This is a genomic window from Massilia genomosp. 1 (assembly GCF_011682185.1).
In the GTDB taxonomy this organism is placed as follows: Bacteria; Pseudomonadota; Gammaproteobacteria; order Burkholderiales; family Burkholderiaceae_D; genus Telluria_A; species Telluria_A rubra.
Genome location: NZ_WHJF01000124.1, coordinates 1 through 18,048, shown reverse-complemented (window position 1 = coordinate 18,048; position 18,048 = coordinate 1). Strand labels below are relative to the sequence as shown.

Here is an 18,048-nt window from a genome sequence, read left to right as displayed (position 1 = left end):
GTCATCGCGTTGGCGTTCGTGCTCGTGGGGGCGGTCGCGGGGGGGGCGCGCTTGCGGCCGGGCTCGCGGTCGGTGTTATTCGTCGGCGTCGGCGTCGGCGTTGGCGTTGGCGTTGGCGTCACGACGATATCCGGCTGGGCCTGGGATGGGGCGGGCGTGCTGTCGCCACCGCCGCCGCAAGCACCGAGCGCAATGGCGCCGGCCAGCGGGAAACAGGATAAAACGCGAATCAAAACAGACATGGCGAATCCTTTCGAAATAGTTAGCAAGGCCCGCCGTAACAGACACGACGGGCAGACCGAGTGCGAGTAAGAACATCATAACGACAAGCGCGCCACAATTCCGCCAACATCTGTCCCCCATTTGTCACTTATTTGTAATACCGCGATCCGCGCCGCTCTTATACAATGCTGCGCAAGGAGAAGCGATAGCTATGGCAACAGTTCTTGAACACGGTTGTGGCGGGAAGCGCGCGTGAACCGCATCTTTTTCCGCTTCTTCGTGCTGGTGATGCTGTCGATCACGGTCGCGACGTTTGCCATCTATTTCACCATCAGCCGCCTGTTCGGCGACCCGCTCGACGACATCGCGCGGCGCCAGGCGGCGGCCCAGATTTTCCTGCTAGAACAATATATCGACAAAGCCCCCGCCAACGAGTGGCTGGTGCGCCTGAACAAGGTGCGCGAAGTGTCCGACGTCAAGCTCGACCTGGTGCCGCTGGCCAGCGTCCGTTCCTCGGTGCCGGCCAAGCAGCATGCCGCGCTCGACCGCGGCGAACTGGTGCTCGACACCGCCCACAAGGCGTTTTACCGCCGCGTCGACCTGCATGGCGAAAGCTATATCGGCAGCGCCGCAGAAGTCATCCACGCGCATGAATTGCCGATCGACATAGGCCTGGCGCTGGAGATGGAAGCGGTGCGCTATGTGATCGTGGCGCTGTTCTTGCTGGTGCCGGCCGCGCTGTGGTCGCGCTCGCACTGGCTGGGGCTGCAGGCGCTCTCGCGCTTGGCCGACGAGGTCGGCGCCGGCCAACTGGCGGCGCGCGCCGACTTCAAGCCGCGCGCGTCCATCTATCCGCTGGCCGAGCGCTTCAACCACATGGCCGGGCGCATCGAAGGCTTGCTCGACGCCCAGAAAAACCTGCTTCATTCCGTCTCGCACGAACTGCGCACGCCGATTGCGCGGCTGGAATTCGCGCTCGAACTGCTGCGCTCGGCAGCGGGCGATCCGGCGCTGGAAGCGCGCATCGTGGCGATGGAAGGCGACGTCGCCGAGCTGAACGGCCTGGTCAATGAACTGCTGAGCATGATCCGGCTCGACAGCCGCCAGGCGCTGCAACAAGCCGACTTCGAGCTGGCCCCGGCGCTGCTGGGCTGCGTGGACACGCTCGACCCGCTGGCGGCGCAGCCCGAGGTCCGGCTCGACAGCGCGCTGGGCAGCATGAGCGGCGACCGGCGCCTGCTGGTGCGGGCGGTGGGCAATCTGCTCAGGAATGCGCAAAAGTACGGCAACGGCCAGATCGCGCTGTCGGCGCGCCGCACGGACGGGGTGGAAATCGTGGTGGAAGACGACGGGCCGGGCATTCCCGAAGGGGAACGCGGCAAGGTGTTCGAACCGTTTTACCGGCTCGACCGCAGCCGCGACCGCAGCACGGGCGGGTTCGGACTGGGATTGTCGATTGCGCAGAAAGCGGTGGCGCTGCATGGCGGCACCATAGCGGTCGAGCAGTCGTCGATGGGTGGCGCGCGCTTCGTGATTGCCTTGCCCGCTTGAGGGTAACGCTTGCACGGCGTCGTTACCGCGCCCGGGCGGGAACGACGGCGAAGGCTCACTTCTCCTGCGGCCTCAAATGGGTAATCCCATACCAGAGATGCTGCCACCAATGCTCGCGCGAGCTGACCACCTGCAGGCAGCGCATATCGATCTCGCCCTTGAACACCGGATCGGCGCATTGCCTGGTCATCAAGGCGTGACGCTGGTTTTCGGCATTGACGATGGCGATCGCAAACCACACCACCACGCTGCACAGCAGCACCACCACGCTCCACGCCAACTGGTTGATCCAGTTACGCTCGAATAAATCCTCCACTACCGGGCGCGAGCCGTCGTAGATTTTCAGGAGTTTTTCTTCAGGATCGCTCATTTGCCGGCAGGTTTCGCAGTTGTTTTTGCAGGGGCAGCGGCGCCCTTCTCTTTTTGAACCCTGGCCACCAGCGCGTCAAGCGTTTGCTGGACCGCCGGATACACCGTCGCCTGGACCAGGCCCGGATTGGCGCCGCCAATGGACGATGGCGAGGTCAGGAAGCGGCCGTCGATCACCAGGGTCGGTGCGCCGTCGATCTTGTAGTTGCTCATCACTTGCGACGCGCTTTTCAGCTTGGTCAGCACGCCGAACGAGTTCCAGTATTCCATGAACTTGGCCTTGTCGATGCCCTGCTTCGGAATCCACTCGAGGATGGCGTCGTCCTTGTTCAGGCGCAGGCGCTCGATGTGGAAGGCGCGCAGCACTTTCGGATGCATTTCCTCGGCCTTGCCCATCGCTTCGAGCGTCAGGTGCAAATGCGCCTCGGGATCGCTGGGACCGGTCACCGGGAAGTGAACGCGGCGAAAGACGATATTGTCGCCCTGCTTTTTGACCCACTCGGCCAGATGCGGTTCCAGCGCGTTGCAGGCCGGGCAGTGGTACATGAAAAATTCGATGACTTCCACTTTTTTACCGACGGTCTTGGTCGGCTGCGGGCTCGCCAGCGTGACATATTCGGCACCGTCTTTCGGATCGGCGGGCGAAGCGAACGCCGTGGTGGCGACCAGACTGGCGACGGCGAGAGCAATACGCAGGAAACGCATAAATATCCTTCATGATTAAGTTGAGACGACGATCGCGAGATTACCACTTTTTGCGGCAGGTCCCCGGCCAAGGTCCCGCATTTTACATTGCGTTGCAAATGCCGTCGTGGCGTGGCCGGATCAGTGCGAGGTCACAGTCGGTCAACGGCGCGCCTGGCCGCGCCGTTGACGCGCCAGTTCGAGTTTTTCGCACAGGATGGCGGCGCCCTGGACCAGGCGCGGCCCGGGCCGGGTCAGCAATTCGCCATCGAGCGTGAATAGATTGCCATTACGCACCGCCAACAGGGTCTTGTACGGCGCCCACATCGCCAGGCCCGCGTCCGAGGGGTCGTGCGGCACGCTGGCGACCAACGCTTCCGGATTGGCCTGCAACACCGCCTCGATCCCCACCGACGGCGCCTTGACCGCCAGCGCGGCGAAAATATTCTCGCCGCCGCACAGGGCAATCGCGTCGCTGGCCACGTGCTGGCCGTTGAGGGTGTACAGCGGCTTGTCCCAGACCTGGTAAAACACCTTGACCGGGGAGCGCCTGGCGTAACGCGCGCCCAGGGCCGCGATATCGGCCTGGAACGAGGCCGCCGCCGCGCGCGCCACCGTGTCGGTGCCGAGCAGCTGGCCGAAACGCAGCATGCTGTCGGCCACCTGGCCAAGGCGCGCCGGCTCGCTGTGGAACATCGGAATGCCGAGCTGGCGCAACTGCTCCAGCTGGCGCGCCGTGTTCCCGCTCTGCCAGACCACCAGCAGGTCCGGTTTGAGCGCCAGCACGCGTTCGATATCGATCTGGCTATTGTCGCCCACCAGCGGGATCGTTCCGGCCGCTGCCGGGTAATCGCTGTAATTGATCGCCCCGACAATGCGTGCGCCGCCACCGGCCGCGAACAGCAGCTCGGTGATGTGCGGCGCCATCGAGACGATGCGCTTGGCCGGCGCGTCCAGGACCACGCGCCGGCCGGCGTCGTCCACCACCGTGACCGGGGCGGCGCCGGCAAGGCCGGCCCACAGGGCCAGCGCGGCGGCGGCAAGGCGCTGGCCCATCAGAAGTCGTAGCGCGCCGAGACCTTCACCTGGCGTCCGTCGGCCGGATAGATGCCGCTATTGCAGCCGAAGGCGTTGCTGGTGTAGCGCTTGTCGGCCAGGTTCAGGCCGGCCACGGCGAACTCCCAGGCGCCCACCTGATGCGCATAACGCGCGTCGAAAGTGGTGGCCGACGAGATGCGCACGCCGCAGGTGTTGGCAAAATCGGCGCCGAAGCGCTGCTTGCCGGCCCACTGGGCGCCGATATCGGCACTATGGCCATTGCCCGGCACCCAGGCCAGGCGCGCCGAGAGCACGTTCTTCGGCACCAGCACCATCTCGCTGCCGGCGTTGCGCCCTTCGGTGAAGCGCGCCCGCACGTACTGCCAGTTGCCGCTCACGCGCCAGTCGCGCGCGATGCTGGCGTGGGCATCGACTTCCACCCCTTTGCGCTGGGTCGGATCGAGGTTGGTGTTGGCGCCGTAACCGCCGTTCACGCTCGGGTCGTAAAAGATCTCGTTGCGCAGCTGGTGGCGGAACATGCGCGCGCTCGCGCCCAGGCTCGCGGTGCCATAGACAAGGCCCAGTTCCAGGTCGCGCGAGGTTTGCGGCGCCAGCAAGCCGGGCGAGGAACGGTAGCCGTTTTCGTCGACGTTGGCCACGCGGTAGCTGCGCCCGGCCTTGGCGTACAGGTGTACGGCCGGCATGACGTCGACACTGCCCTGCACTTCCCATGCGTTGAGGGTTTGCTTGGTGTCGTAAGGCTTGGCGAAGGCGAGCGTATCGGTGGCGTCCTTCTCGAAGCGCTCGCGGCGCGCCCCCACAGCCACGCGGGCCTTGTGCGCGCCGCCGAAGGTGAGTTCATCGCGCAGGTACAGCGCTTTCGACTTTTGCGTCGCATCGGCGTTCGAATAATCCGACTCGGTCACGCGCGTCCATTTGACCAGGTCGACGCCGGCCACCAGTTCGTTGAGCATGCCATCCATTTGCGCCAGGTGGCGCACGCGCGGCGAGAATTGCGTCTGCACGCTCCCGTAGGTCGCCTTCGATGCCACGCGCGCGCCTTCGAGCGTGTAGAAATAGGTCGAACGGGCGGTGCGCTCGCGGCGCGACAGCTCGGCGGCCAGGTCGACGGCGCCGATGCGCTGCTCGGCAAACGCGGTCAGGCGGTCCGAATCGAGCGCGCCGATATCGTCCGGCGTATTGGCCTGGCGCGGGTTGTCGCCGAACTGGCGCGCGCTCAGGGCGCCCGGCAGGTCGGACTCCTGGCGCGCGCGGTCGTAACGCACGCCGGCGCGGCCGCCCTGGTAAGCCCACTGGGCGCCGCCGCTGAAGGTATCGAGCTCGAAGCCGTTGTGGTCGCGGTAGTTGTCGGTGCGGGCGCTGCCGAGCGAGGCGTCGAGCGCAAACCCGTTCCACGACTGGGCCAGGGCGGCGCGCAGGTCGCGCAGGCCGAACTGGCCCATTTCGGCGCGCAGCATGCCGCGCCGGCCGTTCGCTTGCGGGCGTTTCGTGACGATGCGGATCACGCCGCCGGTGGCGCCTTCGCCATACAGCACGCTGGCGCCGCCGCGAATGATGTCGATGCGCTCGACCGTCTCGATCGGGATCGACGACAGGGTCGCATTGCTCAATTGACTCTCGGACATGCGCACGCCGTCGAGCGTGACGACCATGTTCTGGCTGCTGTTGGTGCCGAAGCCGCGCAAATCGAGGCTGAAGTCGGGCGAGCCGTCCAGGCTCTGGCGGCCGTACACGCCGCCGATCTTGCGGATGGCCTGGTTGACGTCGGCCGCGCCGGCGCGGCGGATGTCGTCGGCGCTGATGACGGTCGCGCCGATCGGAGCGAGCGCCGGATCGCTGGCGAAGCGCGCACCGGTGATGGTTACTTCAGGCAGGGCCTGGGCCGCCAGCGCGGCGCCGGAGGCAAAACACAGGGACAGGGCGGAAGCCAGCGCAAGCGGCCTGGCAGAGAGCGCGCGGCGCGGCGATACTGCAAAAATCATGATGTCGTCTTCAGAAAATGAGTCCTGGCCTGCGTCCCCGCAAGCCGGATTGCACGGACCGACGCGCGATGCGGCGTCGGGTCCCCCTGTTTTGGCCGGTATCCGGGCTGGCAAGGCGCTCATGGCGCGCCTGGCTTACCGTTGCGGGGGCAGCACACTAAGAGTCTATCTCCGTGTTTCCCGTTTAACTGCCGGCGTGAAGACGCGGGCGGGCACCAAAACTGCGCCATTATAATCGGAGTCGCCATCCGGACTGCGTGGCGGCGCGCGTTGTGGCATGCTGTGCGGCGCGCCGGCCGCCCGGCAAACCCCGTATTTACCTTTTTATCGAATCAGCGCCCCGCCGGCGCAGGAGAACGCATGCAAGCCCGAACCCGAACCCTGGCCCTCAAGGCGCTGCTGCTCGCCGCTGCCGCCGTCGCCGGCGCCGAGCTGCTGGCGCAGGCCGACATCAGCATCACGCCGATCCCCGAACCGGTGACCGATGTCGGGATCGGCTTCGCCCTGCCGTCGGCCGGCGCGGTACACGTGCCGAGCGCCCCGGACGCGTGGGGCGGGCCGCGCAGCGGCAGCGAGCCGACCCTGTCGGAGCGCGTGGTGGATTACCAGATCGAAGCGACCCTCGACCCGGTCGCGCACACGATCGACGGCAAGCAGAAGCTCACCTGGCGCAACCGCAGCAAGGAGACCGTGCGCAGCGTCTACCTGCACCTGTACATGAACGCCTTCAAGAGCGCGGGCAGCACCTACTTCACCGAGCAGCGCGAGGCCGGCAACGATGCCACCATCCGGCCCGGCGAGTGGGGCGATATTTCGCTGCGCAGCGTGACCCAGGGCGGGGCCAAGGTCGACTGGTCGTTTGTCCATCCCGACAACGGCCCCGCCAGCGACCAAACCGTGGTGCGCTTCGACCTGCCGGCGCCGGTGGCGCCGGGCGCCTCCACCAGTGTCGACATCGCCTTCTTGACCCGCCTGCCGCGCGTGGTGTGCGACACCGGCTACTTCGGCAGCTTTCATCTGGTGGCCCAGTGGTTCCCCAAGATCGGCGTGCTCGAACTGCCCGGAGAACGCGGCGCCACGCGGGCGCGCTGGAACGTGCATGAGTACCACCACGAGTCCGAGTTCTACGCCGACTTCGGCCGCTACGACGTCAAGCTCACCGCGCCCAAGGGCTATACGGTGGGCGCCACGGGCGAGCTGCAAGGAGCGCCGGCCGAACGCGGCGGCATGCTGACCCACCACTACGTGCAGGGCGACGTCCACGACTTCGCCTGGACCGCCGACAAGCGCACCGCGCCGCCCCTGCGCGCTACCTGGAGCGCGCCGGGCAGCGCCCAGGTAGCGTTGACGGTGCTGTTCCCGCCCGACCGTGCGGCCAGCGCCGCGCCGGCGCTCAAGGCCGCCACCGATGCGCTGACCTATTTCTCGAAGACGCTCGGCCCGTATCCGTACAAAACGCTGACCATCGTGATCCCGCCGTTCAACGCCGACGACGCCGGCGGCATGGAGTATCCGACCTTCATCACCGCCACCGGCCACGACAAGGTGGCGCCCGGCACGGCCGGCGCCTTCGACCTCGATTTCGTCACCATCCACGAAGTCGGCCACGGCTACTTTTACGGCATCGTCGCCTCCAACGAATTCGAGGAGCCGATGCTCGACGAAGGCCTGAACGAATACTGGGACTACCGCATGCTGCGCGAGACCGGCCAGCAGGTGTACCTGGGCCCGCGCTGGCTCAAGGCGCTCGGCCTGGCGCCTGGTTTCAAGGGCTTCGATGTCGAACGCCACGACGCCCCGCGGCACGAGCCGGCCGACCCGATCGGGCAGAACGCCCACATGCGCTTGCAGGGCATCGGCCCGGTGTACGTGCGCAGCGCGACCATGCTGCGCGACCTGGAAGAGCGCATCGGCAAGGAGGCGACCGAGCGCGCCTTCAAGGAATACTACAAGCGCTGGAAGTTCCGCCATCCGAGCATCGCCGACCTGCGCGAGACGCTGGCCGAGGTAAGCGGCCAGCGCGCCGCCGTGTACGCGGCGTTCGCACAGCAGGTGTACGCCGCCGCCAGCGTGGACGACCGCATCTCGCGCTTTTCGAGCGAGGAAGAAGTCGCCGCCAAGGCCGGCGCGGCGCGCCCGTGGCGCACCAGCGTCACCTTGCAGCGGCGCGGCGTGCCGGTGGCGCAAAGCCTGCTGGTCAAATTTGCCGACGGCAGCAGCGAGACCGTGGTGTGGGACGACCAGCAGCGCTGGCGCACCTTCAACTGGGTCAAGCCGGCCAGGGCGGTATCGGCCGAACTCGATCCCAAGCGCCAGCACTACCTCGACACCAGCAAACTCGATGACAGCCGCACACTGGCACCCGATGGCAGCGCCTCGCGCAGATGGAGCGGCGATGTGGCGGCGTTTTTCAACATCCTCTTTTCCCTGATTGCGACCGTGTGATGAAGCAGACGCCCGCCTTTTCGATGGCATCCATCCCGCGTGCGGCGCGCGCGGCGCTGCAATGGCGCCTGCTGCTGCTGTGGACCCTGTGGATGCTCGCGCCAACCCTGATCCTGGCGCTGCCGGCCTGGCACCTGCTCTCGACGCACCTCGATTATTCGGTGCATGCGCACACATTGGCGCGCGCGCTCGACATGACCGCCGTCAGCGACCTGCTGGCCATCCACGGCCGCAACCAGATGGCGTTCACCCAGGCCGGCGCCATGGCGCTGATCGCCACCTTGCTGATTTCGCCGATGCTCTCGGGGATGGCGGCGACGGCGGCGCGGGCCGACAAGGCGCCCGGCTTTGCGGCGCTCACGCGCGGCGGCGTCGACTACTACGCGCCGATGCTGCGCATGCTGGCCTGGGGCGCGCTGCCGCTGGGCGCGGCGTTCATGGTCGGCACGAGCGCCATGGAAGCGGCAGCCATGCGCGCCACCAAGGTCGTCGCGCGCGGCGAAGCGGCGCTGCCGATGATGCTGGCGCAAGCGCTCATGCTGCTGCTGATGGGGCTTGCCGCGGCGTCGCTCGACGCCGGCCGCGCGTTCCTCGCGTACGACCCGCGCAAACGCTCCGCCTGGTCGGCCTGGCTGGCGGGCTGCACGCTGCTGGCGCGCCATCCGCTGGCCGCGCTCGGCTCCTACATCGGCATCAGCATCGTCGGCCTGGCGCTGGCCGCCCTGCTGTCGCTGGCGCGCGCCCACACGGCGGGCGTCGATGCACTGAGCTTTGCCGGGGCGCTGCTGCTCACGCAGGCGGCGGTCGTCGTCATCGGCTGGATGCGCAGCGCGCGCCTGTTCGCCCTGATCGAGCTGGCGCGCACGCGCATGGATTGAGACAGCGCCGGGCCAAAAAAAAACCCGGCAAGGCACGGCCTTGCACCGTGTCTTGCCGGGTTTTACGATGGTACTACGACAACACTAGCGCCAGTTGGCGGCAATGGCCGGATTCAGGCTGTTGGCATAGTTCGCCGGCAAAGTCGTCTGGCCGGCCGCTGGCGGCGCGAACGCTGCCATGGCATTGACCAGATTCTGGACCTGACTGTCGAGCAGGGCTTTGCCGTCGCTTGTGGTCAGCCGTTCGACATGATACTGGTTTCCCAGGTACCAATTACTCACAGTCATCTTGTCGTCCGTTCCGATCACGCTCAACTCCAGGTTGTTTGCGACTTTACGTAACCAGATCTGATCGGACGACACACCGGCCAGGAACTGCAGCACGTCCGGCGTGTTGGCCGTGGCATCGTTCTCCTGGATCGTGTCGGTGCCATAAGCACGGCCGAAACGGTAGGTATCGGCGCCTGTGCCACCAGCGAGGATGTCGGCGCCGCCAGCGCCATCGAGCGTATCGTTGCCGGCCGCGCCAGTGAGCGTGTTAACTCCGCCGTTGCCGGTCAACACGTTGTTGAGCGCGTTGCCCGTGCCATTGATGGCAGCCGTGCCGGTGAGAACCAGGCTTTCCACATTCGCCGCCAGCACCAGGCTGACGCCGGACTGGACCTGATCGTTGCCTTCGCCGGCATTCTCGAGCACCGTGTCGCCAGCGGCGTCGACCAGGTAGGCATCGTCACCCGCGCCGCCCGACATGACATCGTCGCCGGTGCCGCCATTCAAGGTATCGTTGCCCTCGAAGCCCTTGAGGGTATCGTTGCCGCCCATGCCGTTGAGTGTATCGTTGCCGGCCGCGCCGTTCAACACGTCGGCGCCGGCCGTTCCGGTGCGTGTCAGGTTCTGGGTAGCGACGACCAGGTTGAAGATGTCGGATACGCCGAGGCCGCTCTTGTCGGTTGCCGTCAGCTTGATGCCGAAGGTCCCGGCGACGGTGGACGTTGCGCTGAACGTGCGCGTGGCCGGCGTGAACTTGAGCCAGGCCGGCAACCCGCCGCCATCGGCCAGGGTGGCGCTGTACGTCAGTGCATCGCCACTGTCCGGGTCCGAGAACGCCGTGGCGGGGAACGCATACGTCAACGCGGCACCCGGCGCTGCCGTCTGATCGGCGATCGGTGCGGCGACGACCGGCGCCCGGTTCGGCGCCGTGACCGTCATGGTGACGACCTGTCCTTGCGCGCGTCCGTAGTTATCCGTGCCCCAGAGTACCAACTTGAATGAGGCACCGGCGTCACTCAGGGCCGCAGTGCCGCTGAAGATGCGGGTGGCCGGGTCGAACTGCAGCCATGCGGGCAATGCGCTGCCGTCCCTCAGTGTTGCGCTGTAGCTGATCGAATCCCACGGATCGGGATCGGTGATCGTCCCAAGCGGCACCGTGTATGTGAATGCCGTAGCGGCGCCGGCGCGCATGGCGGGTATGGGAGCGGCCAGCACTGGCTCGTGGTTGGTAGCGGCGCGCTTGATGACGTCCTCGAGCATCGCGTAGTCCCAGCTCTCGCCATTGGCGAATTCGATCTTGTCGATTGAACGATCGCCTTCGAAACCGCCGTCGTAGGTGGTGTCGTCGTGGTGGCCCTTGAGCGTGATCTGATCGCCTGTTCCCTTGATTTTAAGAACGACCGAATAACCGGTATCGAGCGCGATAATATCGTTCGGCATGATACCGCTGCCGAAACGAAGCACGTCCACCGAACCAAGAATGTCGAGATTATCGATCGTATCCTGCCCATCGCCGCGATTGAAGAGATACACATCGCTGCCACGGCCGCCGGTGAGCGTGTCCTTACCGGCCGCGCCGGTGAGGACATTGTTTCCGGCGTTGCCGGTCAATTCATTGTCCAGACTATTGCCAGTGCCTGTCAGCATATCGAGGCCGTCGAGAACGAGGTTTTCAAACTGATCGGCCAAGGTCCAGCTGAGGGTGGTTTTCACCGTATCGATGCCCTGCTCCGCCAATTCGATCATCGTGTCGCCGGCGCTGTCGACCACGTACGTATCATCTCCCCGCTCCCCGCTCATGCGGTCGTCGCCCAGACCGCCATCGATCCGGTCATCGCCATCGCCGCCGTTCAGGCTATCGTCGCCCGCATAGCCGAAGATGGCATCGGAGCCGGTACCGCCATGCAGCACATCGGCGCCGGGGCCGCCCCGCACGTTGACGCCAAAAATATTGACGCTGATGCCAAACGTATCGGACACGCTCGCACCGCTGTTGTCGGTGGCCGTGACGGTGATATCGACCGTGTCAAGCAGGCTCGGGGTGCCGCTGAACACCGCCGTCTCGGTGTCGAAATGGAGCCAGCCGGGAAGCGCGGCGCCGTCCGCCAGCTTGGCGCTGTAGACCAGCCCATCGTCCTTGTCCGGTTCGGAAAAGGCCGCCGCAACCGGCAATACCATTACCGCACCCTGGGCGGCGTTGTGGTCCTGTATCGGGGCCACCAGTGTCGGTGCGCGGTTGCCGCTCAAGATCTCGATCGTCAGGGGGGCGTACACGCCGGAACCGATTTCATCCTGGGCAAGCACGTACAGCTCGAGAATGCCAACGTCCGCCAGGCCTGGCGTACCGCTGATGCGGTTGGTGTTCGGATTGAACAAGAGCCAGGACGGCGCCGGCGTCACCCTGTCCCTGAGCATCAGGGTGTAATGGATGTAATCGGCCGGGTCGGGATCGACCACGGTATCGGCCGGCACCACGAAGTCGAGGGGCTTGCCGATCATGACTTCAAGCCGCGGCAATGGCTTGGCGGCATCCTTTGCGTGATTATTGACGTGCTGCACCACCTTTTGCTCGAGCATCGCGCTGGTCCAGATCGTCCCGTCGGCAAATTCCAGCGCATCGATTTTGGCCGCCCCTCCATCGAAGTAATTCGATACATACAGCGTATCGTTGCTGGAACGAACAGTCAGAATCAGTGTTTTCCACCACCGGGTCACGCTGACATCATCGACCGTGATACCCGCACCGAGTCGCACGACATCTTTCCTGGTCGACGCATTGTCGTCATTTTCCAGCGAGTCGTGGCCCGAACCTTTGCCGAACAGATAGACGTCATTGCCCCGCCCGCCACGAAGGCGATCATTGCCGGCGCCGCCATCAAGCAGGTCATTGCCCTCGCCGCCATGCAGCACGTCATTGTCCGCGCCGCCGTTGAGCGTGTCGTCGCCAGCGGCACCTTGAATGACATCGAAACCGGCGCCGCCGTCGAGACGGTTGGCAGTGTCGTCGCCCCACAGCTCATCGTCGCCGGCGGTGGGAATCGAGGCCAGCTCGGCCAGCTTGACGGCGTCCCACACGGTGCCGTCCTGGAAGACGACCTGTTCGACCCGTGCCGCCTGGTCGGCAGTGTCCATGAAATAGTTGGTCTGCGTGACCGAATCGCTGCCGTTATTGAGCGTCAGCACCAGATTGGGTCCGTTGCGCGTCACAGTGACATCGGATGGCGCGATCCCGGCGCCAAAACGCAGCACGTCGGCGGAAGGCTGCGCGCCGGCCTTCTCTTCGCTGATGAAGTCGCGTCCATCGTCCAGATCGAACAAATAGGTATCGTTGCCGACGCCGCCATACAAGCGGTCGTTGTCGCGGCCGCCTTTGAGCGTGTCGTCGCCGGACTTGCCGTACAGCCGGTCGGCGCCCGCGCCGCCGGCGATGCTGTCGGCGCCGTCCGTACCATGCAGTTCATCGGCGCCAGCCGTGGCGATGCGCGCGTTGGCGGCTATGGCGGCCTGATCCCACGTAGTGCCGTCGGCGAATCGCAACTGCTCGATCTGATTGTTGGTCATCGATGGCATGCTCGCGAATTGCCCCCTGATATCGAGCAGTTCACCGGTGTTCACCAACATCAGGCGCAGATTGTCGCCCTCGCGCGTCACCTTGATGTCGGCCTGGACGATGCCGGCACCGAGCTGCACCGTATCAATATCGCCGGCCTCGGCATAACTCTCGTCGAAGATCGCGTCGCGGCCGGAACCATTGCCGAAATAATAGGTGTCGGCACCTGCGCCGCCCTCGAGAACGTCGTCGCCGGCGCCGCCATCGAGGTGGTCGTTGCCGAATCCGCCGAACAAGGCATCGTTGCCGCCCGCGCCGGTGAGCGTGTCGTGCCCCGCGCCCGCGCGCAAGGTGTCGATGCCTTCGGTACCATTGACGGCGGCGGAGTTGTCGATGCGAAGGTCGAAGGTGGCGGACGTACTGGCCGCGTTCGCATCGGTGGCAGTCACGCGAATCGAGACCACCCCGGTGGCGGCCGGCTTGCCGGAAAAGACATTCGTCGCCGGGTCGAAACTGAGCCAGCCAGGCAAGGCGCCACCATCGGCCAGCGCCACGTTATAGCTCAGCTTGTCGGCCGAATCGCTATCGACGAACGCATCCTTGGGCAGCGCGTAATTGAGCGACTCGCCCATGGCCAGGCCCAGGTCGTGCAGCGAGGCCCGCGCCGGTGCGAGATTGTTGACTTCGATGACGAACGAAGTGCCGTTGGACAGATGGTACGGATCGGTCGCGGTGATCTGCACCATGGTCCGGCCGAGTTCGGTGGGCGTACCGCTGAAGGTGCGCGTGGCGGGGTCGAAACTGAGCCAGGCCGGCAGTGCCGCGGCGCCAACCAAGGTGGCGCTGTAGGCCAGCGCATCGCCGTCAGGGTCGGTAAACGCGCCGTTCGCGAACTTGAAACTGAACACTTTACCGCGCGTGGCCTGTTGAGTATAAAAGCGGTCGAGCAACACCGGTTCGCGGTTTGGCGGCGCGATCTGCATGTCGATGGTCGTGCCGATCGATGCGCCGAAGCTGTCCGTTCCGGCGATCCTCAATGCCAGCGTGCCGGCACTGGCCGCCGTTGGCGTGCCCGTCAGGACCAACTTGTCAGCGTCGAAGCTCAGCCAGGCAGGTAGCGCACTGCCATCGCCCAGGGTGACGCTGTACCGGACCGAATCCCATGCATCGGGATCGCTCATCAGATCGGCCGGCAGCGCATAGCTGAATTCTTGCCCGGCGCGCGACTTGATCGTCGGCAAGCTGGCGTAGTTGCCGACCGGACCACGGTTGTTGGCGCGCCGGTCCACGACCGACTGGATCATGGCCTGGTCCCAGACCACGCCGCTGGCAAATTCCACGCGGTCGAGCTTGCGGTCAAACGTGACAGTGCCGTCGACCTTGTTGGCCGCAAAGTAGTCGAGGAAATTGATCTGCTCGCTCGAACCCCTGATGCGCAGCGACAGGATATCTTCATCACGATAGGCGATGATATCGCGCTCGGCGATATTGGCGCCGAGGCGCAGGATGTCGATGGCCGGCTTGCGCGCGGGATCGGCGCTGTCGGACAGGACGTCGGTATTGTCGATGGTATCCATGCCGTCGCCGCGGTCGAATGCGTAGACGTCGTTGCCGGCGCCGCCGACCAGGTAATCGTCGCCTGCCGCACCGGTGAGCACATTGGCTGCGCCGTTACCGAACAGGCCATTATTGGCACTGTTACCGGTGGCATCGATCGAATTGCTTCCCGTCAGCCTGATCGCGTCGAGGTGCGCGCCGAGGGTATAGCTGATGCTCGCTTCGACATCATTGGTGCCCGGCTCGTCGGCGCTGGCCTCGCCCTCTGCGTTGACCGCGCCGGCAGCGCTACCGGCGCCGGGCGCCGGCGGCGTTGCTCCGCGCGCACCGGTGCCGGCGCCGGACTTCTTGCGCGCCTCCTCGACAATGATATCGCCTTCGCTGTCGATGACATAGACATCGTTGCCGGCGCCGCCGACCATGTAGTCGGCGCCGCCGCCGCCGTTGAGCGTGTCATTGCCTGCGCCGCCGAACAGCGTGTCGTCGCCCAGGCCCGCGGCGAGAATGTCGTTACCGGCGCCGCCATCGAGATAGTCGTTGCCCTGGAAGGCGGCGGGAATGAATTCGTCGTCATCGCCGATCAGGCGATCGTTGCCCGCGCCGCCGAGCAGGCGGTCGCCGCCGCCGCCGCCGACGAGCTGATCGTCGCCATCGCCGCCGTCGAGGAAGTCGGCGCCGCTGAAATCGTGATTGAAACTCTTGGTGTTCTCGTCGCCCCACAGCTTGTCGTTGCCGGCGCCGCCATACAACTGATCATCCTTGCCGCCACCGACCAGGGTATCGTCGCCGTCTTCGCCGTCGAGCACATCGCGCCCCCAGAACAAAGCGTCGTCGCCGGGCGAGAGGGTGGAGGCCGACATGTCGCCCCACAGCTTGTCCTTGCCCGCGCCGCCGTACAAGGTATCGTCCTTGCCTTCGCCATAGAGAAAATCGTCGCCTTCTTCGCCGTCGAGATAGTCATTGCCCTGATACTGGAATGGAATGTAGTCCTTGTCGCTGGTCAGGCCGCCGCCGGTGTCGCCCTGCAAAGTGTCATTGCCGCTACCGCCGTACAGCACATCGTTCGAGCCCTGGCCAGTGAGGCGATCGTTGCCGGCGCCGCCATCGAGGAAGTCGGCGCCGTGGTGCTCAGGCGCCTGGTAATTGATCAGCCTTGTCTTTGTAACATGCCCATCGCCCTCGAGTACGTCATCGTCATCGCCGCCTTCGATGTCATCGTTGCCCGACAACCCCCAGAGCACGTCATTTCCCGCTCCACCAAGGAGTTGATCATCTCCGTGACTTCCGATAATCCGATCGTTGCCCTCGCCGCCATCGACAAAATCATTGTCTGAATAGTAAGCCAAATCCATGCCGTCCCATGTATTGGAGTTGTCTGCGCTATCGTAGTAGACACCCCACACCGCGCCAACAGCTGCCGCTGTCATGCCTGCGGGCGGTTTCCACGTTTCTTCCGGGAACCGGCGTCTCTGGCCATAAGAGGGCGAGGCACTGCTGATAAAATCATTGCCCTTGCCGCCGAGGATGTGGTCGTTGCCCTTACCACCAGCGATCATGTCGTCGCCGTCACCGCCGTCGATGGTATCGTCGCCTTCACCGCCGTCGAGCAAATCGTTGCCTCCCAAGCCGAATATCTTGTTTTTAACGGTTCCACCTACCAGCGCATCGGAAAAATTCGCCTCGGCGACGCCACCGACCAAGGTGCCATCTGCCAGGAATGTCACTGCGGACCAGTTGTATGGATCCGAACTGGAACTTCCCCCAGGTGCGTGCTGATCTCCGATCATCGTGAAGGTGGACTTTCCGGTGTCTTTCAGACTGAGCGCAATGGTATTGGTGCTCGAAATGCCGTCCGGACGGTTGTGGCTGGCCTTCAGGGTTCCCGGCAGATCGCCATCAAAGTCACCGCGCTGGACCAGTGCGAAAACGACTTCGGTCTGGCCTTCGCTGAGCGCGATCACTGCCCCTTCGGCGGCGACCAGGGTCCCGTCAACCATCACCATCAGTTTCCCGCTCACGCCGGACAGTGCCAGCGTGACCGTCTCGTGCGCCCCGGCTGCCGCGCTCAGGGACATGGTGAAGGTGGCGGCGCCACCTTCACTGATCGTGGCCAGCTGCGCCTCCAGGCTCGATTCGACAAAGCCGGGTTCGTTGTACACGTTTCTCCCCGGCCCGATTTTGAGGGCGACCTTCGACTGGCTCTCGAGCTTGATCCCAAGATATCCTTCGCTGCTCAATGCCTTCGCCAGGTCGAAATTGTCGATCGTGACCGCGTTATTGCTGTCGAGTCCCTTGGTCATGATCATGCGCTTGCCCGTCACACTGGACGAGGCATCGTACACCGCCATGCCAACGTACTCGCCAGAGGCCAATTGGGCGACCCATTGGTTGCGCTTGCCGACGCCTTTTCCATCGGTAATGACGCTACCGGCGATCTCGATCTTGCCCAGGCCATCACTGTCGACGATGGTGTCGTTTCCAAACGCGGCGCCAAAGCTGTAGGTATCGACGCCCTTGCCGCCACGCAGCCAGTCGCTGCCGGTACCGCCGTCAAGCTTGTCGTCGCCGACCCCGCCCTCGATGTAATCGTTGCCGCCGCCGCCGCCGAGCGTATCGTCGCCGTCGTCGCCGTAGATCTCATCGTATTTGTCGCCGCCTTGCAGCAGGTTGCCGTATTCACCACCAAACAGGATCTGGCGGCGTCCCGCGTCGCCGGAATCGGAGCTGCCAGAGCGCAAGGTCGTATTGGTGACAGTGTCGTAGAACATCAGATTCGGGTAGGGTGCAATGCCGGTCTCGTCTTTCTTATTCCTTTCAATCATCATCTTCAGCATCAAGGACCTGCTGGAAAGATACAGGTCGCTGAAATTCAATGCACCCAAGCGCTCGCTCTGCTCAAAATCTGCCTGATCGCTGGCAATCTTTTCTTTGAGTTCTGCATGCTTCGCGGCGATTATAGCCAGCGTATCCAGGTTATCCGGAGTAACTTGAATCGGCAACAGGTACTTCAGCGAGAGAAGATAGGGAAGATAATGAAGTTCATCGCTGCGGGCGGGAACCGAGCTTGTTGGAACGGTGATACTGAGTTTGCCCTCTAACTGCGAAAGCGGCGCGGTAGAGAGATCGGAATCCAGTGCCCCTTTCAAGAGTAAAATATTTCCGTGGTACATCTGCCGGCTCGGAGCGTTATCCTTCTCATCGCCGATCGAGGTCGGCACGGATTTTTCGTTGATCAGAATTTTGCGCAATGCATCGAGTACATTTTCCAGACTGCTCTCGGCCCGGTTCGAACTCGTCTTCAACAGCGCGTTCAAGTCTTCGATACTGAACGTTTTGTCAAACCGCGCCATGACGTCAGCCGTAACCAATCACCTCCCCGCAGACAATTTTTCTGCCTGGAAACTCAGTTCAATGTATGATGTGCAATCTTGTTAAAAAAGCCCACGCCTCTCACTGATTTCGACCTGCGCCAGATGGATGA

The 18,048-nt window shown here is 64.4% G+C and carries 8 protein-coding genes, 1 pseudogene and 1 riboswitch; of the genes and pseudogenes, 3 read left to right on the top strand and 6 right to left on the bottom strand.

The genetic code is table 11. The features are described 5' to 3' along the window. Positions 1–242: pseudogene (locus tag F1735_RS29130) on the bottom strand (YncE family protein); the annotation flags it as partial. Positions 243–474: 232 nt separating this feature from the next. Between F1735_RS29130 and F1735_RS29125 the strand changes: the two are divergent. Beyond that, positions 475–1,773 carry an ATP-binding protein gene (locus F1735_RS29125; RefSeq protein WP_167240176.1) on the top strand — a complete coding sequence of 433 codons (1,299 nt, stop codon included), beginning with the start codon at positions 475–477 and terminating at the stop codon, positions 1,771–1,773. A 55-nt stretch (positions 1,774–1,828) separates the two neighbouring features. Here F1735_RS29125 and F1735_RS29120 read toward each other — a convergent pair whose 3' ends face one another. The 4 genes from F1735_RS29120 to F1735_RS29105 form a co-directional block, all read right to left on the bottom strand. Beyond that, on the bottom strand, positions 1,829–2,143 hold the full coding sequence (locus tag F1735_RS29120) for a hypothetical protein (protein WP_167240175.1): 315 nt from the start codon (positions 2,141–2,143) through the stop codon (positions 1,829–1,831). Continuing rightward, on the bottom strand, positions 2,140–2,847 hold the full coding sequence (locus F1735_RS29115) for a thiol:disulfide interchange protein DsbA/DsbL (RefSeq protein WP_167240174.1): 708 nt from the start codon (positions 2,845–2,847) through the stop codon (positions 2,140–2,142). The genes F1735_RS29120 and F1735_RS29115 overlap by 4 nt, the downstream gene beginning before the upstream one ends. A gap of 141 nt (positions 2,848–2,988) precedes the next feature. Beyond that, complete coding sequence (locus F1735_RS29110; protein WP_167240173.1) at positions 2,989–3,882, bottom strand: cobalamin-binding protein; 894 nt, start codon at positions 3,880–3,882, stop codon at positions 2,989–2,991. After that, on the bottom strand, positions 3,882–5,867 hold the full coding sequence (locus tag F1735_RS29105; RefSeq protein ID WP_167240172.1) for a TonB-dependent receptor: 1,986 nt from the start codon (positions 5,865–5,867) through the stop codon (positions 3,882–3,884). The genes F1735_RS29110 and F1735_RS29105 overlap by 1 nt, the downstream gene beginning before the upstream one ends. A 76-nt stretch (positions 5,868–5,943) precedes the next feature. Then, positions 5,944–6,102, bottom strand: a riboswitch (cobalamin riboswitch). A 125-nt stretch (positions 6,103–6,227) separates the two neighbouring features. Here F1735_RS29105 and F1735_RS29100 point away from each other — a divergent pair. Together F1735_RS29100 and F1735_RS29095 are read left to right on the top strand one after the other, a co-directional pair. Beyond that, positions 6,228–8,312 (top strand): M1 family metallopeptidase, encoded by a 2,085-nt coding sequence (locus F1735_RS29100; protein ID WP_167240171.1) that lies wholly within the window; start codon positions 6,228–6,230, stop codon positions 8,310–8,312. After that, positions 8,312–9,190, top strand: a complete 879-nt coding sequence (locus F1735_RS29095) for a hypothetical protein (protein ID WP_167240170.1) — start codon at positions 8,312–8,314, stop codon at positions 9,188–9,190. The genes F1735_RS29100 and F1735_RS29095 overlap by 1 nt, the downstream gene beginning before the upstream one ends. 84 nt (positions 9,191–9,274) lie before the next feature. On the opposite strand, the gene F1735_RS29090 is transcribed toward F1735_RS29095, so the two are convergent. After that, entirely contained in the window at positions 9,275–17,389 is an 8,115-nt protein-coding gene (locus tag F1735_RS29090; RefSeq protein ID WP_167240169.1) for a putative Ig domain-containing protein, read from the bottom strand. Positions 17,390–18,048: the final 659 nt, after the last annotated feature.